This window comes from Flexivirga oryzae (genome assembly GCF_014190805.1).
Lineage (GTDB): Bacteria > Actinomycetota > Actinomycetes > Actinomycetales > Dermatophilaceae > Flexivirga > Flexivirga oryzae.
Map to the genome: position 1 here is coordinate 1,195,633 of NZ_JACHVQ010000001.1, position 20,129 is coordinate 1,215,761.

Genomic DNA, 20,129 nt, shown 5'->3' on the forward strand with positions numbered 1-20,129 from the left:
CGCAGGAGCACACCGAACCATGCTCGACTGGTCCCTTTCGCCTCAACCGATCGTCGGCGCACCTATGGCCGGCACGGGCACGCCGGCCCTCGCCGCGGCGATCAGCAACGCCGGCGGGTTCGGGCTGTTCCCGGGCGGCTATCTCAGCGGGGACAAGCTCACCGAGGGGATCGCGCGGGTCTGGGAGCTGACCGACCGGCCCTTCGGCGTCAACCTCTTCGTACCGACACCGGTGGACGAGCAGCGGGACGCCGGCCTGCTGCGGTCGTATGCCGAGGCGCTCGCCCCCGTTGCGCAGTCCGCGGGAGTGCAGCTGCCCGAGCCGCGCTGGGACGGCAGTGACGACTTCGCCGAGAAGGTCGCCGTGCTGGAGCAGGCCCGGGTCGCGTTGGTGTCGTTCATCTTCGGACCGCCCCCGGTCGACGCGGTGCAGCGGCTGCACGCTGCCGGAAGCACGATCCTCGCGACCGTCACCGACGCCGCCGAGGCACAGGCCGCCGCCGCGGCAGGCGCCGATCTGCTCTGCCTGCAGGGCACCGACGCGGGAGGGCACCGCGGCACGCACCGGCACGATGCGGAGCCCAACACCTCGGGCTGGCGCGAGTTGCTGCCGGCCGTGCTCGCGGTCACCGACCTGCCGGTCGTCGTCGCCGGCGGGATCATGGCGGCCGGCGACGTGTCCGATGCGCTGGCCCGCGGTGCTGTTGCGGTGCAATGCGGTTCGGCATTCCTGCTCACCGACGAGTGCGGCATGACGGACGCCTACCGCGCCGGGTTCACCGCGCCCGAGCTGACCGAGCAGGTCGTGACCCGCGCGTTCAGCGGTCGTCCGGCGCGCGCCGTACGCAACGAGTTCGTGGCCCGGTTCGACCCGGTCGCCGTCCCGGTCTACCCGATCGTGAACCAGCTGACCAAGCCGGTGCGCGCCGCGGGCGCGGCCACCGGCAATCGGGAGCTGGTGAGCCTGTGGGCCGGCACCGGCTGGCGGCAGGCCCGCCCCGGCCCCGCGGCCGACGTGGTGGCAGCGCTCGCCGCCGATCTCCACTGACCCGGAGGAGGTCGCCGAGCCCGTCGAGGTGGCCGAGCCCGTCGAGGTCGCCGAGCCCGTCGAGGTGGCCGAGCCCGTCGAGGTAGCCGAGCCCGTCGAGGTAGCCGAGCCCGTCGAGGTCACGATGTCACCACAGCGCCATACGCTGCCCCTATGGAGCGTTTCCTGGATCGTGACTTCACCGGCGCCGAGTTCCGCGAGTGCCTGCTCGACCGCTCTCGCTTCGTCGGGGTGGTGATGCGCGGCGCGGAGATCGACGGGCTGCTCGCCGACCTCACCGTCAACGGCGTCGAGGTGATGCCGTATGTCGAGGCCGAGCTGGACCGCCGTCATCCGGTGCGGGTGCTGATCCGCTCCGACGAGGTCGCCGATCTGCGCGAGGCGTGGCGGCAGCTGCGGGAGAGCTGGGACGTGACCATCGAGCGGTTGAGGCGGTCGCCCGGGATCGAGCACGAGTCGGTCGGCGGGGAGTGGTCGGCGATCCAGACGCTGCGGCACCTGGTCTTCGTCCACGAGTCCTGGTTCCTGCGGTGCTGCCTGGGCCGCATCGCGCCGTTCACGCCGTTCGGGCTGACCATCGACTCGGTGCCGGACGCCACCACACCCGGTGTCGACCCGGACGCGGATCCCGCACTCGAGGAGGTGCTGGCCGTGCGGGCACGCCAGGCCGGGACGCTGTCCGCGTGGCTGGCGGAGTGCACGCCCGCGGAGCTGGCCGGCCCGGCGCCCGTGCCGGGCGACGACGTGTGGCCGCCCTACGCCCGGGGGCGGAGCGTCGCCGAGTGCCTGCGGACAGTGCTCAACGAGGAGTTCGAGCACCACGGTTTCGCCGTTCGTGACCTGGCGAGGCTCGGCTGAGGGACTCCCTGTGGAGGACGCTGCCCACTGCCCGCGCCCGGCCACCTAGACTGCCGGTGTTATGGCGGGTCGCATCAAGTCCGAAGACGTCGAACTCGTCAAGGAGCGCAGTTCGATCGAGGATGTCGTGCGCGAGCACGTCACGCTGCGCCGCTCCGGCAGCAACCTGGTCGGCCTGTGCCCTTTCCACGACGAGAAGACCCCGAGCTTCTCGGTCAACCCGACCCAGGGCTTCTACCACTGCTTCGGCTGCGGCAAGGGCGGCGACGTCATCTCCTTCGTGCAGGAGGTCGACCATCTCAGCTTCGCCGAGGCGGTCGAACGGCTCGCCGGGAAGGCGGGCGTCGAGCTGCACTACGAGGACGGCGTCCGGCCCCGCGAGGAGAGCATCGGCCGCCGCACCCGACTGCTCGAGGCGCACCGGGTCGCCGAGGAGTTCTATTCCTCGTTGTTGCCGGAGCTGCCGGAGGCGCGCACCGCGCGTGACTACCTGCGCGGACGGGAGTTCGACAGCGCCATCGCCGGGCAGTTCGGTCTCGGCTACGCACCGACCGACGGGCACGCGCTCGGGAACCTCTTGCGGGACAAGGGATTCAGTCGTGACGAGCTGCTCGCAGCGGGGCTGATCAACCGCGGCGGGTATGACGTCTTCCAGGGCCGGCTGCTCTGGCCGATCCACGACATCACCGGTGACACGGTGGGCTTCGGCGCCCGGCGCATCTTCGACGGCGACCCGCGTCCCGCGAAATACCTCAACACCGGCGAGACCGCGATCTACAAGAAGGCACGCGTGCTCTATGGCCTGGACCTGGCGAAGAAGTCGATCGCCGACGACCGCAGGGCGGTGATCGTCGAGGGCTACACCGATGTGATGGCGGCCCACCTGTCCGGCGTCACCCAGGCCGTCGCCACCTGTGGCACGGCATTCGGGGTCGAGCACATCAAGCTGCTGCGCCGGTTGTTGCGCGACGAACGCGGGGGAGACCCGGCGAGGGTCGTCTTCACCTTCGACGGGGACGCCGCCGGGCAGAAGGCCGCCCTGAAGGCGTACGACGAGGACCAGCGCTGGGCCTCCCAGTCGTATGTCGCAGTCGCCGCCGACGGCCAGGACCCGTGCGAGCTGCGGATGTCCGGCGGCCCCGAGGCGGTCCGCGCCCTGGTGGACGGCGCGACGCCGATGTTCGAGTTCGTCGTGCAGACCACGTTGGCGCGGTTCGACCTGGACAGCGTGAGCGGGCGGGTCGCGGCGACGAAGGCTATCGCGCCGATCGTGGCGGACATCCGGGACGGCCTGAGCCGGGACGAGCTGATCCGGGAGGCGTCCCGCCGGATCGGCGTCGGCATCGACGACTTCACCCAGGCGGTGCGTCGCGCGCCCCGCGGCGGCATCGCGGAGGCCGCGAAGCAGGCGCGGGACCAGCCGCAGGAGACCGCGCAGGACGCCGTCCCGGCACCGGCATACGAGCCGCCGAACCTGCGGGATCCGGTCGTGCGCGCCGAGCACATGTTGCTGCAGTGCGTCATCCAGTTCCCGAGCGCGGTGCCCACACAGCAACTGGACCCGATCGACCCCGCTGACTTGACCGCCCCGGCGCACCGAGCCGTGTTCGAGGCGGCCCGCACCGTCGGCATCGACCCGGGTCGAAGCCAGGGCGCGTGGGTGTCGGCGGTCAACGAGGCGGTGCCGCAGGTCGTGCGTCCGTTGGTCGCCCAGCTCGCCGTCGAACCGTTGCCGACCAAGCTGGACAGCCAGGGCCGGCCGGACTGGCACTATGTGCGCTCGCTGGTGATCCGGGTGCGGGAGGTCGCGCTGCGGCGGCAGATCTCGCAGGTGATGAGCGCGCTGCGTCGCACCGAGGACCCCGAGCAGGCCAGGGGCATCTCCGCCCAGCTGACCACATTGCAGCGCACCCTGGCCGATCTGCTGGCCACCGTGGAGTGAGCAGCGCCCGCGGGTTGAGACAATGACAGCACCATGTCCTTCCTGAAGCGCTCCAAGCCCCAGCTCCCGCCGGAGATCGTCCAGCAACTCCAGTTGCCCAAGGGGGAGCGGGTGCTGGCCTCCGCGGTCGACCGGCACAGCGGTGTGTATGTCGTGGCCACCAACTGGCACCTGACCGTAGTCTCACCGTCCGGGGACGTCACCGCGCGCCCGTGGCACCTGGTTGAGGACGGTCAGTGGGACCCGGAGACGTGGACCCTGAGTATGACGTGGGTCGGCACCCGCAGGGCGTCGCAGTGGTCGTTCGAGGAGCAGGACACCCGGTTGCCCGAGACGTTCCACGAGCGGGTCCGCGCCAGCATCGTTCTCGTCGAGGACCTGCCCCTGACCGGCCGTGCCAAGGGCCGGGTCGTCGTCCGCCGTGACCTGCGCAACGACGAACTCCTCACCCAGACCATCCTGGGCCGCGGGGCACGCGCCGACGACCCGCAGGTGCAGGACGCTGTCGCCCGCACCGTGGCGTTCGTGCGGGACGCCGTCGGCCTCTGAGCCGACCCGCCGATTCGGTGTTGGGCGCACAGATTTGCTAGAGTTTTCCCGTCGCCAACGGCGCGATCCCCTGTAGCTCAATTGGCAGAGCATTCGGCTGTTAACCGGAGGGTTCTTGGTTCGAGTCCAAGTGGGGGAGCCAAAATCCGCAGAATTGCAACGATTCCGGGCGGGGCCACTATCGGGCTAAGGGGTCAAATAGCCCGAACCGTAGCCCGAACCGGGGTTGATACCGGCAGTCGCAGCACCTCTGCGAGGTCGCTTGAGTCGCCGTGCGGGTCACGATCGGCGTAGGTCGAGAGGGTCATGCTCGGGTCGCTGTGGCCCATGTATCCGGCAACACGGTTCGCGGGCAGTCCGGCGTTCAGCATCCCCGTGGCGACCGTCCTACGCAGCGTGTGGGATGTCATCCAGTCCAGCCCGGCCGCGTCGAAGATCCTCCGCAGCACCTTCAACACGTTGACCGTGTCCAGCTTCAAGCTAGGGACGTGCCGTCCAGCGCGATCGGTGGCGGGGAACACGTAGCCCTTGGTGGGCCGGCCCGCTGCCTCGAACCGCTCCGCCAGCACCACGAGAGCATCCGGGCCCGGCGTGATCGTCCGGTCCGAGCCATCCGTCTTAGTGCCTGCCACGTGCAAGCGCTTCGCGCTCGCGTCCAGGTCCTCCCACCGCAGGGATAGCGCTTCGGAGATCCGGCATCCCGTGCCCAGCATGACAACGATCAGATCGGCCATGTCCTCAGCGCGACGCTTCGAGCGGGCGATCTTCGCCGTGTTGACCTTGGTTCGGGCAGCCGTCAGCAACTTCGAGATCTCCGCATCGGACAGGGCCCGGTCGTGGTCACGGGCGACCGTCTCGCGGGCGAACGACGTTGCCTTGACCTTGCCCACCGACTTTGCCGCGTTGTAGTCCAGGAGACGCCACGACACGGCTTGATCCAGCACGCCAGACAGGATGGCGCGAGTGTGCTTCGACGTGCCGATGCCGTGGTTGTCGGCAATCCACTGCTGGAACACAACCAGCCGTTGCACGTCGTTGGCTTGTGCCAGCGTCAGACGCCGGACCGGAGATCCATCCGCGCTGAACCACTTGGACGCATTGCGATATAGCCGGATCGTCCCGGGGGAGCGGTCGCCCGCAGCTTCGAGCGCGTCCAGCCATGCCGCCACCGCATTAACTAGCAGGGTCGCTCCGGACCATCGCGTACCCGAGACGGACCCGTTGACCTTCCGCTCGGCTTTCGCCATGACGGCATCTTCAGCAGCTTTGCGCGTGGCGCCGTAGGCGCTGCAGTCCACGGGCGATCCGTCTAAGGCGGTGGCCCGGACGCGAGCGCGCCACACGTCCGGCTTGTGCCTGCCGTCTGGGAGCTTCGACAGCTTGCCGCCGGCGTCGCGGCGTAGCGGGGAGAGTGCGGGCTGTCCGATTTCGCCGGGCTCGAATTTCGTTGGCATGTCTGCAGGGTAGCACGCTCGAACCTGTTACCCCGTCCCTTGGGGGTCCCGTCCTGCCCCTGCCCCCATGACCCCTGCGAGGGGGCCTTCTAGACCGATCGTTGTTAGCAGCTGACCGGCCGGTTGGTGCCAGATGCCACAAAGGGCCCAGCGCGATGGCTGGACCCTTCTCGGTGTGGTGACGCTATTCGGTTGTCGTGCTCGCTGCGAACCGTGCGATCAGCCCGTCTCGCCGTGGGCCGGCCGGGACGAGTGCCGTGATGTAGCCGCGCATCACCTGCTGGACTTCTGCCACCCGGTCGGGGCTGTCGATGGCCGCACCCGCTCGGGCTTGCTCCAGCGCCTCCCGTTGCTCCCGGGTCGGCCGGTTCAGCCCATGGCGGGCCCGCACCGACTTCAGCGCTCGGGTGTGACTCCCCAGCAGCCGCTTGTCCGGCTTGGACGAGTTGAGCACCTGCGCCTCCCGCTCAAACCCGGCGTGCAGCTCTGCCCAGTCGGCCGCGCCGAACGTCGCCCCGTACAGGGGATCGGCCCCGAGGTCGCCCCAGAAGCGCACGAGCTGGTCTGGCCAGTCTTCACCCGGGCTCACAGCGCGCCGATCTTCCGCATCTCTGCGATCTCCGCCGGAGTCAGGCCCTCGGTGTCGATGCCGTCTTCGACGGCCGTCTCGGGCACCCGTGCGGCGATGTCCACGACCACGTCAAGCTTCAGCCGCCTGTGCTTGTAGCCCTGAATGTCGGTGCTGGTCCGAGTGATTCGGGCGTCCTTGGTCGCCGTGACGATGCCGCCCTTGTGCACCAATGTGCCGGTGATCTCGTCGGGGTCCAGCTCGGCTGTCTTCTCCGCCGGGTTGTCAACAGACTCCAGGGTCACGGCCGTCCATCGACCGTCGTGCTCGGTGAGCTTCTGCAGCCCGATCTCCGTGCTCATCTTCGCCGTTGCGGTGTACTGGTCGCCATCGATGGTCACGCCGTCCAGCCCCGCGTGTTTGTCGGTGACGACATACCGGTACCGAGAGTTCGGCAGCCCGCGCTCCAGCCTGTCGATGAACCGGTGCACGTAGGTGCTGACGGCCGACTCGATTGACTCGCCGGTGGGTGTCTTCTCCAGCTTCGGCGGTTCCAGTGGATCGGCGACCAGCTCAACCCGATACGTCTCCAGGACCGCGCCGGCCGGCATGTCTTTGGCGCCAGTCCGATGCAGCTCCAGCTTGACCAGCCGCTGGTCCGCGAACTTGGACAGTTCCTCGCCGTCGATCCCCGCATGAAGCTTAGGAATTCGGTAGTGCTGCACCTGAATCGTATGGGCCCGGCCAACTTTGCCCGCCACAGCGACATGTCCCCGGTTGTCATATCGGTCGTCTTCGCGCTGAAGAACGACGACTGCCGGCGCCTTGATGCTGGCCGGGTCAACTTCCGCGAAGGTCGCCACGACCGGCACGGTGCCGTCGAGGAAGTCGCTGATGGTGTTCGCGACGACCTGTGCGGTCTGCTTGGTGGCGAGCTGGTCCACGAGCTTCCTGCCGCGAGCCTCGTGCCCCTTCTGCAGCTCGGTGAGTATGTCCACCTCCGCATGCGCCATGATCCAGTCGTCAGCGGGCACGCGCTCGCCGCCCCGGAGCGTGTCCTGGATGCCCTGCAGACGGGCTTTCGCGGCTTCGAGGTCTCCTGCTGCCTGGGCAGTGAGTTCGGCCGTCTCACGCCTCCTGGTGGCCTTTTCGGCGTTGGCCTCGAAGATGATCTTCTCCGCCTTCTCCAGCGTGGTGATTGTCATTCAGATGTTCCTTTCGTTGAGTTCCAGGGCCCCCGTTTTGGGTGCCCGTATTGTTCCCGGAGTGAGTCGACCCAGCTCCGAAGTTCTTGGCGTCCGCCGGTGTCTTCCCAGTCCCGTATCCGCTGCCGATTTCGCGCGACGGCCTCGGGGTTGTCGTCGAGGGGGTCTGACGCAATTGCAACGGAGTGGCGGGCTTGTGGCGGACTTGTGGCGGGCTTTGGCGTTTCTGAGAATTCCGCGTCATTGCAACGGAGTGGCGGGCTTGCCGGGCTTGGCGGGCTTTCTCCAGAGGACGGAGGGGTGTATCCGTCTGTGATGACCGCGACGGTTGCCGGGTGGAGTGCCTGCCGGGCGCCTTCGAGAGCTGCTCTCCGGTACCCCGGCGCGCGCACAAATCGGTGCGGTGTGCCCTCTCCGTGTCGGTAGCAGAGTTGATGGTCAGCGCACCACAGCCCCCGTGTCTCCTGTGGGTACAGGTGGGCGTGCCGCATCGCTGCCGCGTACCGCTGAGGGGTCTTCGTCCGCCCCGTTCGGTAGTCGGTGCCGATGTCGGGGTGTCGCTCGGCGTGGTCCCTCACTGCGACGGTTGTTGGGATCATGAGCGCCTGGTCGTGCTCGGCCAGCCACTCCGCCGCGTCGTACACCTGATAGTCGGCCGGCGTCGGCTCGGCTCGGTCCGCGAGTCGCTGTCCCTGCCGCCAGAGATATGCCTGATCGGCTCGAAGCTTCCACTTCGTCCCGGCCATGCCGCCGACGACGAGCAGAGGTCTCGTCATGTCCAGGTCGCGCGGGGTGCCGATCATCTCCGTCTCGGGTCGCTCGGGGTGCAGGTCCTTGGCGATCGGGAGGTTCTCGGCTGCCCAGCCGTCGGCGTGTGCTGCCAGCGTGTCCAGCGCCTCATAGAACCGGGTGGTGGCGAACTCGTCCAGCTCATCGACGCACCGGTCCCCGGGGGTCTCCAGGTCAAGCCGAAACTCTCGATCGCGGGTATCGCGTCGAGTGTCCATCGAGCCCTCGTCGTCGAGCCCCGCCCCGAAGTAGGCGCAGTAGATCGTGAACTCTTCGACTTCCCAATCGTTCTTGCCCTTGGGGATGGTCAGGGAGTCCCGTGCTGTGCGATCGACCCCGGACCGGAGCACTGCCTGGAGGTTCTTGTCGAGTCCCGAGATCTCGTCAAGCATCACAACGCTACACCCAACGTCCATCTGCTTCCGCTTGAACGCTGCCGGTGTGATGGCACCACTGTCCGACCGGAGCGACGCCTCGGTGCCCGCGAGCGCAGCGACGACACGCAACCCAACGGACTTGCCCGCACCCGGCTTGTCCGACGTGAAGACGGTCATGGGGAAGTGCGAGAACGACAGCGCGGTGCGTGCTGCGATCGCATGGCAGGCAACGACGGTGCGGCCCACTTCGTCAAAGCCGGTATGCCGGGCGAGTAGGTCGTCAGCTTCGTCGAGCAACTGCTCTAGGCTGCCGCCCCATTCCGCCACCGACTTGAATCCGGGCATGTTCGAGCCGCCGGTGCGCTTATTGCACTCTGCGCAAACGGGTCTCGTGTTCTCGAACGTGTGGTCTCCCCCGTTCGCCACGCTGACGCCGTGCCCGATCTGGACTGCCGCCCGTTCGCATCCGGTGTGCCAGCAGGTTGCCCCGTACCGTTCGACCAGTGCCCCGAGGTCGAGCCCGGCGTCTTCTCGTCCGCGTCCACCCCGGGCCCGGTAGGACCGAAGTGCCTTGGCTGCGCTCACTTCGACCGCTTCTTGCGCATGGCTGCGTCGAGGATGCCGGTGGGGTCGGTGAGGACGTACCCGATGTTGCGCCACGGTTGTGCACCGCAGTGCGATGCGCGGTGTCCTAGGCGCACCCCGTGCGTTTCGTCGGCTACTCCGTGTTGGTGCGTGTTGCCGCAGTAGGGGCAGGTGATCTGTCCCGCCCATCCCGGGTAGCGGAAGTGGTTCACGTATTCGACTCGGATCACTTCGACGTTGGGTGGGTTCACTGGTCACCGCCGGCGGGTCGAAGGTGCTCCCGCAGTCCCGGCCCCAGGGGCAGAACTTCCTTCTCCTCGTTGTCGATTAGCCATGGGGCATCCGATCGATGGCGCTCATGAAATCGCCGTGCATCCTCGTCGGTCAGTGCGATTACGTACTTGACGCCGGCCTTCCGGTGGGCTGCGCACGACGTATGCCCGGGCGTGCAGAAATACCGGGGCAGGGGTGCCCGCTGGCACCACGAGCACATGACGACGCCGTGATGGTCGACTACCGCGTGTGTGGCCCGCGAGTTGGCCCGCTGGCGGCTCATGCGTTCACCGTCCGTGCCTCAATGTAGGCGTGAACGTCGCTCTGCCGGTACCGGATTCGGTTGCCGACGCGAACGTACGGGATGGGCGATGTGCCGCGTGAACGGCAGTTCGCGAGATGGCCGGTGCCGATTTGCAGGTAGTCGGCCACCTGGTCGGGAGTGAGTAGCTGATCGTGCTGGTCGTTCGATGGCATGCGTGATCTCCTTTCAACAGTGAATGTGAAAGCACCCTGAGATCACGGGACCGTGGATAAGTGCGCTACCGTATCGGACTCCCGGGCCCACCTATGGGCCGAATCTGAGGGGCTGCGTACCCGTTGAGGGCGCTTGCTTCAGGCTGTCAACGCGCCTACTCGCGGGTAAGGCGGCGTAACTTGGGTCATGCTACACGTACTCTCGGATGATTGCAACTCATCCCACGGAAGACACTCGCGAACTGCGGGTGGGCCACGTCGCATAGCCCGAATAGCCCGGACCGTAGCCCGAACCGCAGGTGATACCCGATGATCTAGAAGGTGCATCGGAGGTGATCGATCGGGCGAAATACGCTGGCACACAAGCAGAATTGCCCGGCCAACGCTAAACGTCGATCACGGGCGATAATGCGGGGGAACTATCCGGAGGGTTCTTGGTTCGAGTCCAAGTGGGGGAGCCAGCAGAGCAGGCCCCTGACCAGGCAGTACGCCGGGTCAGGGGCTTGTTGCATCCCGGGCCTCGCCGGTGCCGGTTGCCGCGAGTGTGTGGGCGATGAGGCCACCGAGCAGCTTGCGCAATCGATCATTGAGGGCATCGGCGCGGTCGCACGACGCATCAAGGGGAATAAACAGTTCATCATCGTCGAGATCGCCTGCTGTCCTAGGTCGCTGGTGTTTTTCGTGGCGTGGCGGTCCGTGTTGCTTGGTGCTGGGTTCGGGAGGATTGGCCTGTGACGTTGGGAGTGACTCCGAGCCAGGCTGATTTGTTCCGTTCGACGACCGCGTTCTGCGAGCCGCGGATCGGCGAAGACTCGATCTACGGGTTGTTGCACCGGCAGTGCCACCGGTTGTTCCCGGACGAGATGTTCGCGGACTTGTTCACCGATGTTGGTCGCCGGTCGGTACCGCCGATGATCGTGGCGGTGGTGATGGTGTTGCAACGTTTCGAGGGGTGCAGTGACCGGGAAGCGGTCGACCGGTTCGCGTTCGACGCCCGGTGGAAGTACGCGGCGGGCGGGCTGGACTTCGATTACCCGGGATTCGTGCACACGGTGCTGGTTGATATGCGGGCCCGGCTGGCCGCCTCGGATGCGCCGGACCGGATCTTCGATGCCGTGCTGCAGGTGGCCAAGGCTGCCGGACTGGTCGGGCGTAAACGGGTGCTGGACTCCACCCCGTTGTATGACGCGGTCGCCACGATGGACACGGTCACGTTGATCCGGTCGGCGATCCGTGGGCTGCTCAAGGCGTGTGATGCGCAGTTGGGGGCGCGGGTCCGGGACGTGCTGGCCCGTGATGATGACTACGTGGGCGCGGGGAAACCGGCCTGTGACTGGGACGACCAGGTCGCCCGGGCGGTGTTGGTCGATGAGTTGGCTCGGGACGGGATGGCCGCCCTGGCCGTGTTGGAGGGGCGGACGGTCAGTGAACCGGTGGCCGCGGCGGGGCAGTTGCTGGCCACCGTGCTGGGGCAGGACCTGGAACAAGACGCTGACGGGGTGTTCGCGATCGCGCGGCGGGTCGCCAAGGATCGGGTGATCTCCACGGTCGACCCGCAGGCCCGGCACGGGCACAAGACCGCCGCACGCTCCTTCGACGGGTACAAGGGGCACCTGGGCCTCGACCCGGACAGTGAGATCATCACCGCTACCGGCGTGACCCCGGGCAACACCGGTGATGCCGCGGCCGCACAAGACCTGATCGCTGATCTCCTCGACACCGACGATCACGATGCCGGCGATCACGGCGACGCGGATGAGCCTGGCGTGTATGGGGATAACGCGTACGGGACTGGGCCGATCCACGACTTGCTGGAGGCTGCCGGGATCGATGACAAGTGCAAGACCCAGTCGCCGTCCAATACTGGTGGCCTGTTCGCCAAGGACGAGTTCGAGGTGGACTTGGACGCTGACACGGTGACCTGCCCGGCGGGGCAAGTCTCGCCGATCCGGCGCGGGAAGGGTGGTGCCGGCACGGCACGTTTCGGGGCGGCGTGTGCCGAGTGCCCGCTACGGGAGCAGTGCACTACCTCCGCGAAGGGCCGCACCATCAAGGTCGGCGCCTATGAACGGCAGCTGACCGATGCCCGCGGGCGGCAACAGGACCCGGGATGGGTGGCCGACTACCGGGCTACCCGCCCGAAGGTCGAACGCAAGATCGGGCACCTGATGCGCCGCAAGCACGGCGGGCGCAGGGCACGGGTCCGCGGCACGACGAAGGTTGCCGCTGACTTCTCCCTGCTGGCCGCCGCGGTCAACCTCGTACGCCTGAGTGTGCTCGCCGTGACGTTCACGACCGGTCAAGGATGGGCAGCGACCGCCTGATAACACCAGGATCAGACTCGAAACCCCTTACCTGGCCGTCATATCCGCCCTCAAGCCGGCGTACTCGACTGGCCAGCGTCATCAGTCCCGCCCGGCGACCAGCCGCGCTCGGCCAGCCTCAGCCCCACGCGGTGACCTGATCTACCCCAGCCGACCATCCTCACCCACACGCAGCTGTTCAACACCAGCCACCTAGCATTCGGCGCCATGCGTGTCTCGTCGACTGGAAGTCCGTTGCGCTCGGTTCCAGTGTGCAGGGCCACGAGATACACGGAGCGAGTCTCGAGAGCCTGGGTGATGGACCTGCACGACAGACCCCCGCTGCACCAACGGAGCGTCCGCGTCCTTCTGGTCGGCTCTGCGATCCGAACCCGGCACCCATCCGTGCTGGTCCAAGGACGCCGTCAGCAATCCACGAACTCAGTTCAGCCACCGCTTCACCGCGCTCCTGGCAGGCATGTCCGACGTGTGTCCTCGAGCAGCGCCATCTAGCACGGACGCGCGCTCCTCACACCAGACACCCGAATTCGATGAGTCTCGTGGAAGCATCGAAACCGGGTGTGCTGGTGGACAACATCGCGTCGTGTTGGACTCACGTTCGTGGAAGGGAAGCATTTCGGTGCCAGCACCCGAATGCCTGACGCGAACTGGCGTGTGCCGATGCCGTCCGGACGGCTCCCAGATCAGCCACTCTTACCGGCCAGGCCAGGATCCGGGTGCGTAAGACCAGCCGAGAAACGTATATCCAGCGGCCGAACTGAGGGCGGGATTGCTGACGATTCGGACCGTTGATTGAGGGCTGACGAACGTGCCGTCTCCACGGCTCAGCACCACGTGACCATAGCCTTGGTCGTACGGGTTTCGGCTGAAGACTATTGCTCCCGACGGGATTCCCGTTTGCGTGTAGTGCATCATCCCGGCACCACGCAGGGCGTAGAACGCGCTCAGGGCGGAACCATATCGTCCGGATGTACCGTACGCGCGTTCGATAAACCGCTCGCACAAGCCGTTGTAGGACGTGTTTCCGAGCATCGAGTTTGCCCAAGCGACGGCGCGGTTTTCTCGGTTGATTGTCGGTTGGCTGGCGCATTGTGGGACGACGGGTGAGTTGCTGCCAGTATAGACGTAGGCGTCGGCGACGTAGCCGCCAGTGGATAATTGGTCCCAGGTGGTTTCGGTGCCATAGAGGCCAGTCATCGCTTGTCCAGAAGCCCAGCAAGTGATGGTCACAGAGGAACCATTGGCAAGCTGGCCGATTACCGGGTAGGCCGTGGTCGGACCGGATCTCACGTTCAGTGGCGGGCCTCCGGTCGCCACGCGTGCGGTGGCGGCGTCGGCGGTACCTGCCGCCCCCAGCAGTACCGTGCCTGCGATGATCGGCACGATCGTTGCACTGCCAAGGGTCCGACGCGCCTTTGTACTGAGCATCATGGCTTTCCCTTTCCTATTCATTGGATTGTTTGTTCCGGCGTGCCCACAAAGCCCGCCGAAGAATGTTCGACAGAACGCGGTTGGTCGAGCTGGTAGAGATGCGTTCTCGTTCGAACTGGTGTTGCCGACTTGATTACGTAAATGAGATTAATGAGGGTGTCGTAGTCACCGGCACTCCGGAAACGGAGTGCCTTCTACTCCCTCGCCGCATCTTGGGTGTCTTCGGTCTTGGGCGTCCTGGCGAAGAGATACATCAATGACTTGCTTCGCAGCTCGCCATCTCACGGAAAGGGTTCGGAAGCAGGACTCAGTCGTTAATGTCTCCGGGCCGCAGGCCGAGGTGGTGCTCGAGATCTGCCGGGCTCGTCTCCCGCAGCCAGGTGGCGAAGTTGTTGGTGAGCGTGGTCAGGTGCGTGCGAGCTGTACGTTCGACGATGTAGAGGTCAGAGGCGATATCGTCCCACGACAGCCCGCGTGCACGGGCGCGGAGCACTTGTCGCTGCCGTTCGGTGACCGTGGGCATTCCGTGACGCCGGTCCGCGAGCTCCGCCAGGCCGAGGATGCTTGTGGTGAACCAGGCGTCGCCGGCGGCAACCGTGAGGATGGCGTCCTCGAGCCGGTCTGGTGTGTCTGTTTTGTGGCTGATCCCGCGCGCCCCGGACCGGATGCACTGGGCGAGGATCAACGGCCGTTCCTCCTCGGTCCACACGAGCACTCGGCAGCCTGCAGCCGTGACGGCACGGACGGCGGCCAGCCCACTGAGTCCCGCTCGGCTGCGGGGATCGGTGAGCTTCAGGTCAAGGACCACGACGTCCACGGCGGGCGCGAGCGTCATGAACTGTTCGACACTGCTGGCTTGTGCGACGAAGTCCACGTCAGGCAACACAGCCCGCAGGCCGGCCAGGATGACAGGGAGGTTGTCGATGACGGCGACACGGGCGGGGCTTGTCACGGCCGTGCCTGGGTGTCGGTGGACGGGGTGTGAAAGGTGATCCGGGTGCCAGCTCCGAGGCTGCTCGCGATGGTGACTCGGATTCCGACGGCGTGGCATTGTTGCAGCACTTGCGTGACCAAGCCGTACCCAAAGCTGGTGGTCGCGGGGTCGAAGCCACGCCCGTTGTCGTTGACCTGCAGTTCCCAGGAGCCGACTCTCTCGCTGTCGCCGTGGATGGTGACCCGGGTGGCTTGTGCGTGGTTGCGTACGTTGTGCAGCACCGTTGCCAGCGCGTCGCGCAGCGGATCGATCTGGGCCCCATCGACGGTGACCGCCTCGGCCAGGAACAGCACGACGTCCAGCGGCAGGTCCGCGAACTGGGGCGTGACCTGACGCACGAGTCCGGCCAGTGTGATCATCGCCTCATCGTCCGCGGAGTCGCCGACCGGATCCCGCGTGATCGTGTCGAACGCAAGGTTCATGTAGGTGCGCAATCTGGCCGCGTGCAGGGGTGCCTGTTGTCGCAGGAGCGCGACCACCTCCTGAGTCTGCTGCTTGTCTCCAAGCATTCTCAGGACGCTGGCAGTGTCATGCACCGCGAGGCGGTAGCGCTCGGCCTCGAGTTCGCGCGCAGACCGGGCAGCAGCAAGGCGGGCGTCGCGGGCCTGACGGGCGAGGTTGCGCAGCGCGCGGGCCAACAGCGCACCGCCGACACCGAAGGCGGGAAACGCCAGTGCGTTGCCCAAGACGGTCCAGACGTCGGTGCCATGCTTGTCCGCGGCCGCGAGCAGGTAGACCACGCCTAAGCAGCTGGAGGACAGCAGTGCTCCACGGGTGGTGACGCACCACCCGCCCAGGGCCGCGGCCGTGCCCATGGCAAATCCAGGTGCCCAGTAGGCCCAGGTGCCGTTGAAGATTGAGCTGGGGCTGGTCAGCGTGAGCGCGACGAACGCGACCATCGCCATCGCAACGTCGACATGCCCCCATGGCCTCATCATCAACCGGCCGTGCCGCCATTGGTCGCAGCAGGAGCCGATGGTGAGCACGGTGACAGTGATCTGCACGGTCAGGTATGTCGGGACACTGTAGGTGACGCCGATCGCAGCTGGCAGCGTCAGCCACATCGCGCTCAAGTGCAAGGTGCGGATACAGACGAAGACCATGACCATGCTCTTCTCGACATCCTGCACCGGGTCACCTGTTAAGAACCGGGCATGGTGGAACCAGCGACGCGACCTTGGCGGTGGCGAGGTAATGCTCACGCTCGGGAACGTAGCGCAGGTCACCCCGTCATCTCAGCGCTTCCCGTATGCGGGTGGCACTCCCTTTCCGGAGTGTTGGCGGCGGCCGGTCCTCAATATCCTGACGGCAGTGCGCTGGAGGGCAAGAACAACTGATCCGCGACGCACCGCCTGGGGTGAGTTGGTTTTGGCGACAACTCAACGGATGAGTTTGGAAGGAATCCAGTGCATTGACGACATCCACTGATGCGCGCCCGGGCCAACCGCAACTCGAGACTCCGGGTGACGCCCACTCTGCTGGACCCCGCCTCAACGAGCTTGCGGCGAGGCGAGTCGAGCGCAAGTTCTGGGCATGCTGCTGCGAGGACGGGCAAGATGTCGCGGGGCACCTCACAAGGTGTACTTATGACGGCACTGGATCACCCAGCACCACCATAGATGAACAATCGAAAATCACGCGAAGGAGAAGAAAAATGGCCCTGTATACCGGATATCTCAGTCCGTCCGGAGGAAACCAAAGCCGCGTCACTTGTCGGCATTGCGGAGGAGCATTCTACATTGACCCAAATTTCTCCAAGGCGGGCGGAAAATGGGACTGTCCTCACTGCAAGCGCGAGAACTGAGTGGCAGTCCTCCCGCAACAACCCGCCTCTCCCCGCCACGGTTCTGAACGGGTGCATGGTCGCAGACTCCGCGGCGGGGAGCGGTGACCCTTGGTGAGAGGCCGATCAATTCATTCCCAAACACATGTTCACCGGAACAAACGGGACCGATACTGAGTAGGTTCCGACTCTTTCAGATTCATCGGGAAGTACCGAACCCGCCTAAATGGGCGTCCACATCAAGCGAGAGAATAAACCAAAGTGACCGTGTTGATCATTGTCGTCGCAGTATTTATTGGGCTCACGATCTGGACGAAGATATACATCGGACGCCATTATTTCATTGAGTCGAATAAGCCTCCAGAAGAAGTAGTCGCCATAATTGGCGACCGGCTGGGCATGGGCTGGAAAACCGTCTCCGGGAGCGGGGCGATCAACGTCATGCCTGGCGCACTTCGAGCGGGTCCGAAGAACCGGCCGACATTTTCAGTCTCAGTTGACTCAGATCCTCAAGGCTCCACGTGTGAACTATGGGCGAGCCGTTCTTACGGGGTAATGTCCGTTGGAAGCGCAGTTGCGTATCGTCGGCTACGAAAGCACATCGAAGATTCCGTCGGCGGGCGGTAGGGACCCTGCCCCGAACTGTGGACGATTGGTCTTGTTGCGAATTTTGCTGCAGATCCCACTCCTTGTTTGGCGTTTCCTCGTGTCCGCAGGGAATAGAAGAGGCGACCCCACCTGCGCAGCAAAATGCATGGGTGACCCGCGTAATGCGCCTCCGTTGCAGAACGACCCTGCCCCCCCAACGCCGGAAACCATTGACCGACGGCATTGATACCCAAACTCGAGAGAGAGATTCCGCATGGCCTTCGGCCGACGCAAACAAGACCCGACCGCCGCGCCGCAAGAGGACTCTGTGCAGCTCGCAGACCCGAACCGCGAACCGGACGACAACCGGCAATTGCTCCATCAGCTATTGACCCACACTGGCCTCAGCTGGATTCTTTACAGCCCGTGGGCAGCGACAGATCTGCTGCGCGCGTCCGCACAGATCGCGCCAACCCTCCAGCGTTCTACGGTCAAAGGCAAGTGCTTCCTTTCGCTGGATGTCGACCCGGCCACGCTCTGGACTGTGGTTCAAGGAACGAGAGGATCCGCAATCGTCGTGTTCGGGTCTCCCGAATCCGACATCGACACGATCTTTCCCCGGATTGCTCAACCTTTCGAGTCAGTCCGGCCACCGCTGTCACATGGGTTCGTGTTCTCTGGTTCCGCACCCCGGACGTTTGCGGCGCTACTGACCGATGCCGAATTGGTGCCAGCTTGGGAAGTGGACGAGTTCCGCCACATCTCGGACCAGTCCGGGTACACGGACCTACCCGGGTCAATTCGGTGGGCGGCGCGGGGATGGGAACCGGGGCCAGGAAAGTCACTTCGGCGCGATTTTGTCGACCTGGACGGCGATAACGTGTCCGTTATTCTCCTCTGCGACGAATACCCCAAACTTGTCGAGCGAGTCGGCGAATCCTCCGACGGCGACGTGTCCGGACTCGCTTGTCTGGCGACGGCAGGAGGCCCGTACAGCCTCGAGTGGTGGAATCCGGCGGTCATGTTCACGCGCCCGGTCCCAACGGGAATCGGCTCACCGGAACTCCTTGAGTTGGCACAGACCCTGTGCAACGATCTGGCGGCCGGCCTGGCGACGATCAGGGACCGGCCTGCGCCAGCGCCGCACTTCAGCTCACGGTCATTCCCCATACCAGTCACCGGCGTGGCCTACACCGTGACGGAACGTGTCAGAGAGTCGGTCCCTTCCGGGACGTCGACGTTCGAGTCAGTCAACGAACGTGCTCTCCGGCTCCGCTCGGCACGCGGCTCCGGGTTTGAGCACACCCTCCGCGGTCCCGGCGACGAGCTCCTCTCCCCGCCATGGATCACGGTCAATTCCGCCGCCGTCGACCAAGACAGCGGCCGCTATGTGGCGGCGGGCCGGCTCACGCATCAGGTGTGGGACATGCCGCCGGCCCATGACCTGGGCGCGATCGATGGCAGGAACGGTGCAACATTCACGGAACAAGGGCACCCAGGCGGTCTGATGTGGCCAACGGTCCACCTGTACGCGGGATCCATGACAGACGCCACAACCATCCCCCTGGGGGCGGACGGAAACGTGATCTCTGTTGATCTTCACGGGCGGACGGGAACAATAGCAGCGCTCGAATTCCTCGGGGGCTCCGTCGCCGCGGTCGCCCTGCACCGCGATGGGCAGCCGCGGCAATTGCTCACCGTCGTGGACGGCATTTCGGGTGCCGAACCGATCCAGTTCAGTGGCAACGGCCAATGGCTCCTCGTTCAAGGAGGTCTGCGCACCACGCTGGTCGAGGTGTCCACGGGAAGATGGCTGCAACTCGACGTGGGAAGCGCGACCTGGTGGCCAACGGCACCGTCCACCCTCCTGTCAGTGGCGAACGTGAACGATCAGCCGGTTCCCCGGCTCGTCGACCTGTCGACCAACGAGTTCACGGGAGAGTTTCCCGCTCTGAGGCCGGACTTCGTGACGCTCCCGGAGCTCGGCTTCTGGGGACCGGCGGTATCACCCGACGGTCACACGCTGCTGGCGATCACCGCGTCAGGTGTACCGCAGGCGTACCGGGACGAACACGGCGCAGGCGGGCACCTGGTCGAAGTCGACCTCGCCTCAGGTCGGGCGGTACTGGCGAAAGACCCCTTCGTTGACGACCGGCACGAACTTGAACGCGACACGGTCAGCGCCCGCTGGACTGGCCGACTTCCAGATGTGCCGGTTCACCTCCATGAGAGTCTCGCGGCCGCGCTGCAAGACCCTGTCAGGTCGCACGAGTACTTAGCCCCTGGTCGATGGTCGGACGATATCGAACAACCCCTGGTTCTGACGTTGAACAAGGTCATCGACCTGATGAAGGCCGGCGATGACGCGTCATTATTGATGCCGGAGGTCGTTGCCTACACGGCAGTGCTAGGTCTGAGCTCGGAGGCGTGGGGCCGCCAGGCCGAATGGCTGACCAGCCTCCGGGACACGACGGCAAACATGGTTTCCAGCGGAGAGCTTTCAGGGTCAGCGGCAGATGCATGGACCGAATTTGGCCATGCCGTCGCTACCGCGCAGGAAAGAAGTCTCGCACGCAGAGCAGGCCGGTCCTCCTGAGATGATACAGGCGACGTTTGCTGGCAGCAGTCAGGCTCGGCCTGCCTATCGAAGATTGGACGAGCCCGGGTGGGCTCGGAAACCGTAGACCGCGAAGCGCAAGCACGGGTATGGCGCGGCCAGTCGCCAGCCCGGCATGAGCTCCGGAACTTTTGTCACCCGGCGCGATACCCGAGCAACGCATACCACCTTGCACATGAGTTTGCCGATCAACTTGCGGGTCGTGCAACTCACCGCAAGTTGGAAACGAGGGTCTCTTCGAACGGCAACCATTGAGACCTCGCACCA

General features: G+C 65.7%; 16 protein-coding genes and 1 tRNA gene. 8 read left to right on the top strand and 9 right to left on the bottom strand.

Going from position 1 to position 20,129, the window contains the following annotated elements; translation table 11 throughout:
- Positions 1–19: 19 nt before the first annotated feature.
- The 5 genes from FHU39_RS05485 (at position 20) to FHU39_RS05505 (ending at position 4,539) form a co-directional block, all read left to right on the top strand.
- Positions 20–1,048 carry a nitronate monooxygenase gene (locus FHU39_RS05485; RefSeq protein WP_183319422.1) on the top strand — a complete coding sequence of 343 codons (1,029 nt, stop codon included), beginning with the start codon at positions 20–22 and terminating at the stop codon, positions 1,046–1,048.
- Positions 1,049–1,201: 153 nt separating this feature from the next.
- Positions 1,202–1,906, top strand: coding sequence for a DinB family protein (locus FHU39_RS05490; RefSeq protein WP_183319423.1), 705 nt, complete (start codon positions 1,202–1,204; stop codon positions 1,904–1,906).
- 61 nt (positions 1,907–1,967) lie between these two features.
- A complete protein-coding gene (gene dnaG / locus FHU39_RS05495; RefSeq protein ID WP_183319424.1) occupies positions 1,968–3,848 on the top strand; it encodes a DNA primase in 1,881 nt (626 codons plus the stop codon).
- 33 nt (positions 3,849–3,881) lie between these two features.
- Positions 3,882–4,397 carry a hypothetical protein gene (locus tag FHU39_RS05500; RefSeq protein ID WP_183319425.1) on the top strand — a complete coding sequence of 172 codons (516 nt, stop codon included), beginning with the start codon at positions 3,882–3,884 and terminating at the stop codon, positions 4,395–4,397.
- 66 nt (positions 4,398–4,463) lie between these two features.
- Positions 4,464–4,539, top strand: a tRNA-Asn gene (locus tag FHU39_RS05505).
- 52 nt (positions 4,540–4,591) lie between these two features.
- Here FHU39_RS05505 and FHU39_RS05510 read toward each other — a convergent pair.
- The 6 genes from FHU39_RS05510 to FHU39_RS05535 form a co-directional block, all read right to left on the bottom strand.
- Complete coding sequence (locus FHU39_RS05510) at positions 4,592–5,851, bottom strand: tyrosine-type recombinase/integrase (RefSeq protein WP_183319426.1); 1,260 nt, start codon at positions 5,849–5,851, stop codon at positions 4,592–4,594.
- A 184-nt stretch (positions 5,852–6,035) separates the two neighbouring features.
- Positions 6,036–6,440, bottom strand: a complete 405-nt coding sequence (locus tag FHU39_RS05515; RefSeq protein WP_183319427.1) for a hypothetical protein — start codon at positions 6,438–6,440, stop codon at positions 6,036–6,038.
- Positions 6,437–7,624 (bottom strand): hypothetical protein, encoded by a 1,188-nt coding sequence (locus FHU39_RS05520; RefSeq protein ID WP_183319428.1) that lies wholly within the window; start codon positions 7,622–7,624, stop codon positions 6,437–6,439. The genes FHU39_RS05515 and FHU39_RS05520 overlap by 4 nt, the downstream gene beginning before the upstream one ends.
- Positions 7,621–9,375, bottom strand: a complete 1,755-nt coding sequence (locus FHU39_RS05525; protein ID WP_183319429.1) for a hypothetical protein — start codon at positions 9,373–9,375, stop codon at positions 7,621–7,623. Before FHU39_RS05525 ends, FHU39_RS05520 begins: the two co-directional genes overlap by 4 nt.
- Positions 9,372–9,605, bottom strand: a complete 234-nt coding sequence (locus tag FHU39_RS05530; protein WP_183319430.1) for a hypothetical protein — start codon at positions 9,603–9,605, stop codon at positions 9,372–9,374. Before FHU39_RS05530 ends, FHU39_RS05525 begins: the two co-directional genes overlap by 4 nt.
- A 322-nt stretch (positions 9,606–9,927) precedes the next feature.
- Entirely contained in the window at positions 9,928–10,125 is a 198-nt protein-coding gene (locus FHU39_RS05535; protein WP_183319431.1) for a helix-turn-helix domain-containing protein, read from the bottom strand.
- A 546-nt stretch (positions 10,126–10,671) separates the two neighbouring features.
- Between FHU39_RS05535 and FHU39_RS05540 the strand changes: the two genes are divergently transcribed.
- Together FHU39_RS05540 and FHU39_RS05545 are read left to right on the top strand one after the other, a co-directional pair.
- Entirely contained in the window at positions 10,672–10,860 is a 189-nt protein-coding gene (locus FHU39_RS05540; protein ID WP_183319432.1) for a hypothetical protein, read from the top strand.
- Entirely contained in the window at positions 10,857–12,449 is a 1,593-nt protein-coding gene (locus tag FHU39_RS05545) for an IS1182 family transposase (protein WP_183319280.1), read from the top strand. Before FHU39_RS05540 ends, FHU39_RS05545 begins: the two co-directional genes overlap by 4 nt.
- Positions 12,450–13,142: 693 nt before the next feature.
- Here FHU39_RS05545 and FHU39_RS05550 read toward each other — a convergent pair.
- The 3 genes from FHU39_RS05550 to FHU39_RS05560 form a co-directional block, all read right to left on the bottom strand.
- Entirely contained in the window at positions 13,143–13,880 is a 738-nt protein-coding gene (locus FHU39_RS05550) for an SH3 domain-containing protein (RefSeq protein WP_183319433.1), read from the bottom strand.
- A gap of 307 nt (positions 13,881–14,187) precedes the next feature.
- Positions 14,188–14,832: a LuxR C-terminal-related transcriptional regulator gene (locus FHU39_RS24910; protein ID WP_183319434.1), complete on the bottom strand. Its 645-nt coding sequence runs from the start codon at positions 14,830–14,832 to the stop codon at positions 14,188–14,190.
- A complete protein-coding gene (locus FHU39_RS05560) occupies positions 14,829–16,004 on the bottom strand; it encodes a sensor histidine kinase (RefSeq protein WP_183319435.1) in 1,176 nt (391 codons plus the stop codon). Before FHU39_RS05560 ends, FHU39_RS24910 begins: the two co-directional genes overlap by 4 nt.
- A gap of 1,515 nt (positions 16,005–17,519) precedes the next feature.
- Here FHU39_RS05560 and FHU39_RS05570 point away from each other — a divergent pair.
- Positions 17,520–19,841: a hypothetical protein gene (locus FHU39_RS05570; protein WP_246336171.1), complete on the top strand. Its 2,322-nt coding sequence runs from the start codon at positions 17,520–17,522 to the stop codon at positions 19,839–19,841.
- The last annotated feature ends 288 nt before the right edge of the window (positions 19,842–20,129 follow it).

Bases quoted from the DNA above. Each gene is read 5' to 3' on its own strand.
- FHU39_RS05510 (WP_183319426.1), bottom strand. From the start codon at position 5,851: ATGCCAACGAAATTCGAGCCCGGCGAAATCGGACAGCCCGCACTCTCC.
- FHU39_RS05570 (WP_246336171.1), top strand. From the start codon at position 17,520: ATGGCCTTCGGCCGACGCAAACAAGACCCGACCGCCGCGCCGCAAGAG.
- FHU39_RS05535 (WP_183319431.1), bottom strand. From the start codon at position 10,125: ATGCCATCGAACGACCAGCACGATCAGCTACTCACTCCCGACCAGGTG.
- FHU39_RS05490 (WP_183319423.1), top strand. From the start codon at position 1,202: ATGGAGCGTTTCCTGGATCGTGACTTCACCGGCGCCGAGTTCCGCGAG.
- FHU39_RS05500 (WP_183319425.1), top strand. From the start codon at position 3,882: ATGTCCTTCCTGAAGCGCTCCAAGCCCCAGCTCCCGCCGGAGATCGTC.
- FHU39_RS05520 (WP_183319428.1), bottom strand. From the start codon at position 7,624: ATGACAATCACCACGCTGGAGAAGGCGGAGAAGATCATCTTCGAGGCC.
- dnaG (WP_183319424.1), top strand. From the start codon at position 1,968: ATGGCGGGTCGCATCAAGTCCGAAGACGTCGAACTCGTCAAGGAGCGC.
- FHU39_RS05550 (WP_183319433.1), bottom strand. From the start codon at position 13,880: ATGATGCTCAGTACAAAGGCGCGTCGGACCCTTGGCAGTGCAACGATC.
- FHU39_RS05485 (WP_183319422.1), top strand. From the start codon at position 20: ATGCTCGACTGGTCCCTTTCGCCTCAACCGATCGTCGGCGCACCTATG.